Genomic DNA, 8,707 nt, shown 5'->3' with positions numbered 1-8,707 from the left:
ATATTACACAAAATTATCTACAGTCTCAATATGGATAAATTAACTAAAAAATAAGTTTAAAATCCATCTTCCATTTATATTATAAAAATTATTTATTAAATACTTTAAACTCAGGTAGCTTACTAGTAGACACTACAGTTGGAACAACTGAAACAAGTGGCTCTAAATACTCTACAGCTTCAGGTGTTAAATTATTACCTTCTTCATTAATCCATTCAGTTGGGAAATATTTAACGTTATTAGCTATTTTGTTAGCCTCAACTAAGAAATATGATGAAGTATAAGGGGTATTACTCTCTCTCTTTATACCAATCATGTAGCCACATTTTCCTAAGCTAGCTTGCTTTAGGGCTTCAGCACCAACTTCATAAGCTTCTTCTAAGTCAATATTTGAAGCACAATGCATAGCGCATCTTTGAAGAACCCCAAGTTCTAAAGATTTAACTCTTTTAGTTATTCCAGATGAAATTATTAAGTTCTTTAAGAAAAGACCAACTCCACCTAATTGAGCATGACCAAATTTATCATGTGCTTGAGCATTACTTTCAGCAACAAATTTTCCTTCAGCAGTTCTAATACCTTCAGAAACAACTATATAAACTTGATTTTGCTCTTCAAATTTAGCTTTTACATCCATTAAGAACTTGTCTACATCAAAGGCAACTTCAGGTAAATAAATAAAATCAGCAACTTGTTTTCCGTTCATTTTAGCTAGAGATGCAGCAGATGCAAGCCAACCAGTATCACGTCCCATAGTTTCTAAAATAAATATTCCATTGTTTATGTAAACAGAAGAATCTAAATAAGTTTCTAATACTGTTGTAGCAATAAATTTAGCAGCACTACCAAAACCAGGAGTATGATCAGTATACATTAAATCATTATCTATAGTTTTTGGAATACCTATAAATTTAATATCTATATTTGTTTTTTCAGCATAGTAGCTTAATTTTGCAATAGTATCCATTGAGTCATTTCCGCCAACATAAAAGAAGGCTTTAATATCATTAGCTTTAAGAATTTCTAATAATCTATCATACTCATCAGTTGATTCTTCTAATTTTTTCATTTTATATCTACAAGAACCTAAACCAGATGATGGTGTATATCTAAAATTGTTAATTTCAGTTTGTGAAAATGATGATAAATTAATTATATTACCATTAAGAATTCCTTCGATACCATTTAGTCCTGCATAAACGTTATTGAAAACACCTAATTTATTATTTGCCTCTAATAATCCAACAACGCTAGAATTTATAACTGATGTAGGACCGCCTGATTGTGCTATAATGCAATTTGCCATTAAAATACTCTCCTTTTAAGTTGAATTTAAATTTATGTAATGATTTTTATTTTAAATTAATATAGCATACTTGCTGTAATATGTAGTTTTTTATATTTTATTAATCATAATTAATATAGATAAATGTGATATACTATTTAACTTAATTAATTAATACAATATATACTATACAATAAAAATCATATAAATAAAAGACATAAAAATAAAATTTACAATAATAATCATAGGTAGATAAATTTAATAATATAATTATACAAATATTGCAAAAAGGAGAGGCGAATGAATTTACAAGATATAATTGTTATAGGTGTGGCATTAGCGATGGATGCTGTTGGAGTTACTATAAGTATAGGTTTAAATGCAAAAGTAAAAAGAAGTAATAAAGTTGCATTTATAATATCTTTTGCTGTATTTCAATTTTTATTCTTCTTTTTAGGTGGAATAGGCGGGCATTTATTTGAAAAATATATAACAGCTATACCTAATTTAATTGGTGGAATAGCAATTTCTATAGTTGGAATTATGATGATTAAGGAAGGCTTTGAAGATAATAATAAGGATGGAGCATTATTAGTAAAAAGAGGAATGGTATTAATTTTAGGTATATCAGTTAGTATTGATGCATTAGTTGTAGGATTTACTGCATTTAGTTATGTTAGTAATATATCTAATGTACTAGTAGATTCAACTATTGTTGGAGTAATAACATTAATACTTTCCACATTTGCATTTTATTTATGTAGATACATAAGAAGAATAAATTTTATATCTAAATATGCAGATTTTTTGGGAGGCATAACATTAATTATATTTGCCATTAAAATGATTTTCTTCTAAGAATATGTACAATAATTTATATACGCTTTAAAAATGAGAAATTGTAAGTATAAAAAAAGAGGACCTATATGATGGACTTTGAGAAAATCCAATTTATATGTAGGGGTTCTTTTTTTTGCGATGAAATGAAGAGAATAAATGAATAATCACTAAAAAGCATTTTTATGTATATAAAAAATAATGAAAATATAAAAAGTTTCATAAAAATAGTTTGACAATATAAAAGATATGGTTTATATTAAGTTTGTGGTAAGAATACACATGTATTCTATACAAAGACAACAAATAGATAAAAAATACAAATGTATTTTAAGGGGATACAAATATATGAGGGGGCTTAGTATGAGAAAAATATCTTTAATTACAAGAATATTTTTATGTTTAATTTTAGGAATAAGTATAGGCTTAATATGTGGAAATAATGATATTGATTTTCCAGTAAGAATATTAGCTACTTTTAGTGGACTATTTGGAAATTTCTTGTCATTTGTGATTCCATTAATAATTATAGGATTTATAGTTCCAGGGATAGCATGTCTTGGTGGAAAGTCAGGTAAAGGTCTTATAATAACAACAGTTATTGCATATATATCAACAATAGGTGCTGGATTTGCAGCATACTTAATTGGAAGTAATATATTACCTAGATTTATAAATGGAAGTGTATTATTAGGTGAAGGTGGGAAAGAGATTCAACCTTACTTTTCAATAGAAATACCAGTAATTATGAGTGTAATGTCTGCTCTTGTATTAGCCTTCATATTAGGTATAGGTTTATCAAAAATAAAAAATAGTGCTATGTTGAAAATGGTAGGAGAATTTAATAGCATAGTTTTAATGATAGTTACTAAAGTCTTAATTCCGTTAGTTCCAATATATATTGGATGTGTTTTTGCAAAGTTAAGTTATAGTGGTGAGATATTTAATACATTAAAATCTTTTGGACTTGTGTATGTAATATTATTTTCACTACAATTAGCATATATATTATTACAATATTGCATTGCTGGTGCAGTGAAAAGCGAAAATCCATTTAAACTTATAAAAAATATGATTCCTTCATACATGACAGCTGTTGGAACACAATCATCAGCAGCAACAATTCCAGTTACTTTGGCATGTGTTAAGAAGAATAATGTCAGTGAAGAAGTTTTAGATTTCGTTGTCCCTCTAGGAGCAACAATACATTTAGCAGGAGATACTATAACTTTAGTACTTACTTCAATGGCTGTCATGTATATGAATGGACAAGTTCCTACTTTTGGAATGATAATGCCGTTTATACTTATGCTTGGTGTCACAATGATAGCAGCACCAGGAGTACCAGGTGGAGGAGTTATGGCGGCACTTGGACTATTAGAATCAATGCTTGGCTTTGGTACTTTAGAAAAACCCCTTATGATTGCACTTCATGCAGCTCAAGATAGCTTTGGTACTGCAACAAATGTAACAGGGGATGGAGCTATTGCTATATTAGTTGATTATATAATAAATAGAAAAAATAATAAAAGTAAAAGTAAAGATACTATAGTAGCATAAGTATTGAATATATTTTTATTGATGAAAGAGTTAGATAAGAGTTTTATCTAGCTTTTTTTATTTGAGATTAATGATAAATAGTATTATTATATTTAACTTAAATGGTGCATAAATGTACTATACTTTTAATTAGTTAAAGAAAAATTAGTATAGGCTTAAGAGATATTCCAGTAAAAAGTTAATGCTATTATTAAGTAAATGATATATAATGTTATAAGTGAACGCTATATAATGCTTTTGTTAGTAACTGGGCATATATAGTGTTCTTTTTTATTAAAATCTATATTAATTATGTATATTTTATTTAATGTAATACATTATTTAAGGATAAATTTAATCGTAAGGGAGAAAAGATGATATTTAAAGAGTTAAATGTAATAGAGCCTGTATTAAAGGCTATAAGTGAGGCTGGATATGAAAAGCCTACGGAAATACAAGAAAATTCAATTCCTGTAGTGTTAAAAGGAAGAGATATTTTAGGGTGTGCACAAACAGGAACTGGAAAAACAGCAGCCTTTGCAATTCCAATAATACAAAATATAGTTACAGCTAAAGGCAACAGTAAAGAAAGAAGCATAAAAGCTTTAATTGTAGCACCTACTAGAGAATTAGCTATTCAAATAGAGGAAAATTTCACTATATATGCAAAATATTTAGATATAAAGAACACGGTTATTTTTGGTGGAGTAAACCAAACGTCTCAAGTAAGAAAAATAAATGCGGGAGTAGATGTATTAGTTGCAACACCAGGAAGACTTTTAGATTTAGTTAATCAAAGACATATTGATTTAAGTAATGTTAAATACTTTGTACTTGATGAAGCTGATAGAATGCTTGATATGGGAATGATTCATGATGTTAAGAAAATAATATCGAAATTACCTAAGGAAAGACAAAATTTATTATTTTCAGCTACTATGCCAAAAGAAGTAACTAAGCTTGTTAATTCTATTTTAAAGAATCCAGTTAAAGTAGAGGTTCAACCGGTTTCTTCAACAGCAGAAATTATTTCACAAGGTGTATATTTTGTGCCTAAAAAGAATAAAAAATCATTACTGATTCATTTATTAAAAGATGAAAGTATAAAGTCAGTGATAGTTTTTTCAAGAACTAAGCATGGAGCAAATAAGATAGCAAAAGATCTTGAAAAGGCTGGAATACAAAGCGCAGCCATTCATGGAAATAAGTCTCAAAATCAAAGACAATTAGCATTAAATAATTTTAAGGAAGGTAATATAAGAGTTTTAGTTGCTACAGATATTGCAGCTAGAGGAATTGATATTGATGAATTATCTCACGTTATAAATTATGATCTTCCAGATGTGGCAGAAACTTATGTACATAGGATTGGACGTACAGGAAGAGCTGGGGCTTCAGGAGTTGCAATAACTTTTTGTGATGAAGAAGAAAAAGCAATGTTTAGAAGTATTGAAAAAATTATTGGTAAGTCTATACCTGTATTAGAAGAAGAGTATGAAATAATACAACCAGTGGTTACAATTCAAGCAAAGAGTAATAGTGAAAGAAATAAAGGTAATAGAAACAACAATAATAGAAACAAAAATAGGAATGGAAAAAGTAACTATAGAAGTAAATCATATAATAAAAACAAACCTAATAAAAGTAGCAATTAGAAATATATTTCATAATTAGCATAATGTATATTAATGATATGAATTAAATTAAGAGTATTAATATGTTATATATGATATAATTAGAAATAAGAAAAATATTAGATTTAAAATTAATTAAAAGGTGGAGATAATTACGAAAAATAAAGTATTTAATGAATTAGATAAGAATTATAGGTATTTAAATAATTATATGATAGCCATGGAAAAAGCATTGTTTAGAGATGCAAATATTTCAATAACAAAAGCTAAAATGTTTTCAGAGAATTTAACACAAGAAGTAGCAAAACTTGAAGGTTTAGGGTTGCTTATTGGTATGGATCAAAATGATAGATTAAAAGAGTTAAAGATAAAAACAGACATAGATGAAGATGGACTAGCTATATTTAATAAAATAAGAAGAGTAATTAATATGTCTTCTATAGATAGTAGAAATAATAGCGAATCAGCATTAATATTACATAGATGTTCTTATGATTTAACATGTTGGTTTGTTAATAGATATATAAATAAAGAGTTTAATATGGAAGAATATATAATGCCAACAGTTAATATAAAATCATAAAATTTTTTTAATAGCATAAAACGATAAATGGGGTATTTAGGCCATTCTAAAGAATATAAAGTTTATTGGAAAAATATATTTTAAAAAAATAAAAAATAAAGTTTGTAATATAAGTAATACTATGTTACACTTAGTGAGTAGCAGAAATGCTAACAAAATAATAGATTTCATTTGGATAGGTAGTTTCTCGTAAATTAGAGATTATATTATCAATTTAAAATCTTAAAATTTAGGAGGAATAGTTATGACAGATAAGACTATTGTATGCAGAGATTGTGGAAGTGAATTCGTATTTTCAGTAGGAGAGCAAGCATTCTACAAAGAAAAAGGATTCGATAACGAACCAACAAGATGTATATCTTGTAGAAGAGCTAAAAAAGAGCAAAATAGAAGATAATTTTAGATTGTTATAGGCTGTAGTTTTAAACTACAGCCTTTTTATATATAAAAATACAATAGATTATATTACAGTATTATGATATTTTAATAGTATTAAATAACTTATGGGGGGATAGTATGCCTATATACCAATTAACAGATGAAATAATGTTTCCAAATCCAGAGTTTGCAGAAGAGGATGGATTATTAGCTGTAGGTGGAGATTTAAGATGGGAAAGGCTTTTATTAGCTTATTGTAATGGGATTTTTCCTTGGTATAATGATGAAGATCCAATATTATGGTGGTGTCCAAAACCTAGATTTATTATAAAACCAAATGAAGTTAAAATATCAAAATCAATGAAGAGAGTTTTTAATAAGGGTGAGTTTAAAATTACTTTTGATAATGATTTTCAAGGTGTAATAAGTAAATGTAAGGAACTTAGAGAAAATAAAGAAGGAACATGGATAACTGATGATATGAAGGAAGCCTATATAAATTTATTTAATAAAGGTTTTGCTTCAAGTGTAGAAGTATATAAGAATGAAAAGCTTGTAGGTGGGCTTTATGGAGTTAAAATAGGAAGATGCTTTTTTGGTGAAAGTATGTTTTCAACAGAAACAAATGCATCTAAATTAGCTTTGATAAGTATGTGTAAAAAGCTAGAAAGAGAAGGATATCTATTTTTAGACTGTCAAATGCATACTAATCATTTAGAAAGTATGGGTGGAAAATTTGTAAGTTGGGAAGAATTTAAGGAGATGTTACAACAAGGAATTGATTTATTTTAAATACATTTATTAGGTTAGAATATATTATTAGTAATAAATATATAGGCTTAAGAAATTAATCTATAAATATAAGGAATAGTTATAAAAAGAAAGAATTTAAATATAAAATTAAATAAATCTAAATTTAAAATACTTTTATAGAATAAATATAATTAGATTCTATGAAAGTATTTTTATATTTTCTAAGAGATAAATCACTTTAAAATTTAATGGTCTTGATTTTCTTTCCCATTGAAAAAAAATAATATTTTTATGATAAAATGGTTTAAAAGTTTAAACTGTTTAATGAAGCTTTTAGTAATAATAAAATAATTAGACATTAGAAATAGTCTGTTATATGAAGAATAAAATAAAAATTAATGTGGGTTTGTGATATATAAAACAATTAAAGATATAGAGGGATTTTAAGTATACATGACCCAGAGATAAAATTACATATAATAGGGATATAAAATATAAACTTATATAAAAGGGAAAGTAATTATGGATAAATGTAAACAAAGGATGTTTAAATTAGCTGAAAGATTTAAGAGTTCACGAAGTGCTTTCATTGCATTAGGAGATGAAACTAGACAATTAATTATTATTGCATTACTTGAAAGTGATCATAATGGAATTAGAGTTGGTGAAATTACTTAAAAGACACATTTATCGAGACCTGCGGTATCTCACCATCTTAGAATATTAAAAAATGTAGGAATAATAAATATGAGGCGTGAAGGAACTAAAAACTATTATTATGTTAATTCAGATGAAACACAATGGAGAGAACTAAAGGATTTGATGAATTATATATATGAAATAGTTCAAGATGTTAATTGTTCTAAAAATGAAGAAGAAAATTTTTAAATATATAAGGGAGAGTGTTAGCAATGGATATTTTAACAGCTATGAAGGAGCGTCATTCTGTAAGGAGTTATACAGATAAAAAAATTAGTTCAGAAATTCAATGTGAATTAAGAAAAACAATTGATGAATGCAATAATGAAGGAAATATGAATATACAACTATGTGTTGATGAACCTAATGCATTTAGTGGTAAGATGGCTCATTATGGAAATTTTAAAAATGTTAAAAATTATATAGCTATTATCGGAAAAAAAGGAGATAATCTTGATGAACGTTGTGGATATTATGGGGAAAAGATTGTTTTAAAAGCAGCACAATTAGGGCTTAATACATGTTGGGTAGCACTTACTTATAGTAAATCAAAGGTGAAATGTACAGTAAATAGAGATGAAAAATTAGTATGTGTAATTGCCATTGGATATGGTGAAACTTCAGGGATTTCTAGAAAAACAAAAACTATAGAAGAACTTTCTTCAGTAGAGGGTGAAATGCCAGAGTGGTTTAGAAAGGGAATGGAGGCTGCACAACTTGCACCAACAGCAGTTAACCAACAAAAGTTTAATATAATACTTAAAGGAAATGAAGTTAAAGCAAAAGCTTTAATGGCATTTTACAGTAAAGTAGATCTTGGAATAGTAAAATATCACTTTGAAATAGGTGCGGGAAGTAATGGTTGGCATTGGGCTGAATAATTTCACTTAAATTATTATTAAATAAAAAATTTATACAATAGGTAAATTATAAATAATAAAAGTTGAGTTACTTTAATGTAATCTCAGCTTTTTTTGTGTGTGCCCAGCATGGGCAACA

The 8,707-nt window shown here is 27.1% G+C and carries 10 protein-coding genes and 1 pseudogene; 10 read left to right on the top strand and 1 reads right to left on the bottom strand.

The features are described 5' to 3' along the window. Positions 1-88 precede the first annotated feature (88 nt). Complete coding sequence (locus tag HMPREF0216_RS06620; protein ID WP_005212789.1) at positions 89-1,306, bottom strand: 6-phosphofructokinase; 1,218 nt, start codon at positions 1,304-1,306, stop codon at positions 89-91. 279 nt (positions 1,307-1,585) lie between these two features. On the opposite strand from HMPREF0216_RS06620, the gene HMPREF0216_RS06615 reads away from it, so the two are divergent. The 10 genes and pseudogenes from HMPREF0216_RS06615 to HMPREF0216_RS06580 all read left to right on the top strand — a co-directional run bounded on the left by HMPREF0216_RS06615 (position 1,586) and on the right by HMPREF0216_RS06580 (position 8,589). After that, positions 1,586-2,143, top strand: a complete 558-nt coding sequence (locus tag HMPREF0216_RS06615) for a manganese efflux pump MntP (RefSeq protein ID WP_005212787.1) — start codon at positions 1,586-1,588, stop codon at positions 2,141-2,143. 342 nt (positions 2,144-2,485) lie between these two features. Further along, positions 2,486-3,682, top strand: a complete 1,197-nt coding sequence (locus HMPREF0216_RS06610; protein ID WP_040419229.1) for a dicarboxylate/amino acid:cation symporter — start codon at positions 2,486-2,488, stop codon at positions 3,680-3,682. A 353-nt stretch (positions 3,683-4,035) separates the two neighbouring features. Then, a complete protein-coding gene (locus HMPREF0216_RS06605) occupies positions 4,036-5,316 on the top strand; it encodes a DEAD/DEAH box helicase (RefSeq protein ID WP_005212782.1) in 1,281 nt (426 codons plus the stop codon). Between the two features lie 121 nt (positions 5,317-5,437). Next, positions 5,438-5,878, top strand: coding sequence for a hypothetical protein (locus HMPREF0216_RS06600; protein ID WP_005212780.1), 441 nt, complete (start codon positions 5,438-5,440; stop codon positions 5,876-5,878). 244 nt (positions 5,879-6,122) lie between these two features. Continuing rightward, positions 6,123-6,275, top strand: a complete 153-nt coding sequence (locus HMPREF0216_RS06595) for a zinc-ribbon domain-containing protein (protein WP_005212778.1) — start codon at positions 6,123-6,125, stop codon at positions 6,273-6,275. A gap of 119 nt (positions 6,276-6,394) precedes the next feature. Continuing rightward, positions 6,395-7,048 carry a leucyl/phenylalanyl-tRNA--protein transferase gene (gene aat, locus HMPREF0216_RS06590; protein ID WP_005212775.1) on the top strand — a complete coding sequence of 218 codons (654 nt, stop codon included), beginning with the start codon at positions 6,395-6,397 and terminating at the stop codon, positions 7,046-7,048. A 483-nt stretch (positions 7,049-7,531) separates the two neighbouring features. Further along, complete coding sequence (locus HMPREF0216_RS18105) at positions 7,532-7,687, top strand: hypothetical protein (RefSeq protein ID WP_005212774.1); 156 nt, start codon at positions 7,532-7,534, stop codon at positions 7,685-7,687. A 9-nt stretch (positions 7,688-7,696) separates the two neighbouring features. Beyond that, positions 7,697-7,750, top strand: a pseudogene (locus HMPREF0216_RS18100) (ArsR family transcriptional regulator); the annotation flags it as partial. A 6-nt stretch (positions 7,751-7,756) separates the two neighbouring features. Next, positions 7,757-7,897, top strand: a complete 141-nt coding sequence (locus HMPREF0216_RS18095; RefSeq protein WP_005212772.1) for a hypothetical protein — start codon at positions 7,757-7,759, stop codon at positions 7,895-7,897. Positions 7,898-7,920: 23 nt separating this feature from the next. After that, complete coding sequence (locus tag HMPREF0216_RS06580; protein WP_005212764.1) at positions 7,921-8,589, top strand: nitroreductase family protein; 669 nt, start codon at positions 7,921-7,923, stop codon at positions 8,587-8,589. The last annotated feature ends 118 nt before the right edge of the window (positions 8,590-8,707 follow it).

The sequence above is a fragment of the Clostridium celatum DSM 1785 genome (genome assembly GCF_000320405.1).
Classification (GTDB): domain Bacteria; phylum Bacillota; class Clostridia; order Clostridiales; family Clostridiaceae; genus Clostridium; species Clostridium celatum.
The sequence above is the reverse complement of the archived record's forward strand: the minus strand, read 5'-3'. Positions and strand labels throughout refer to the sequence as shown.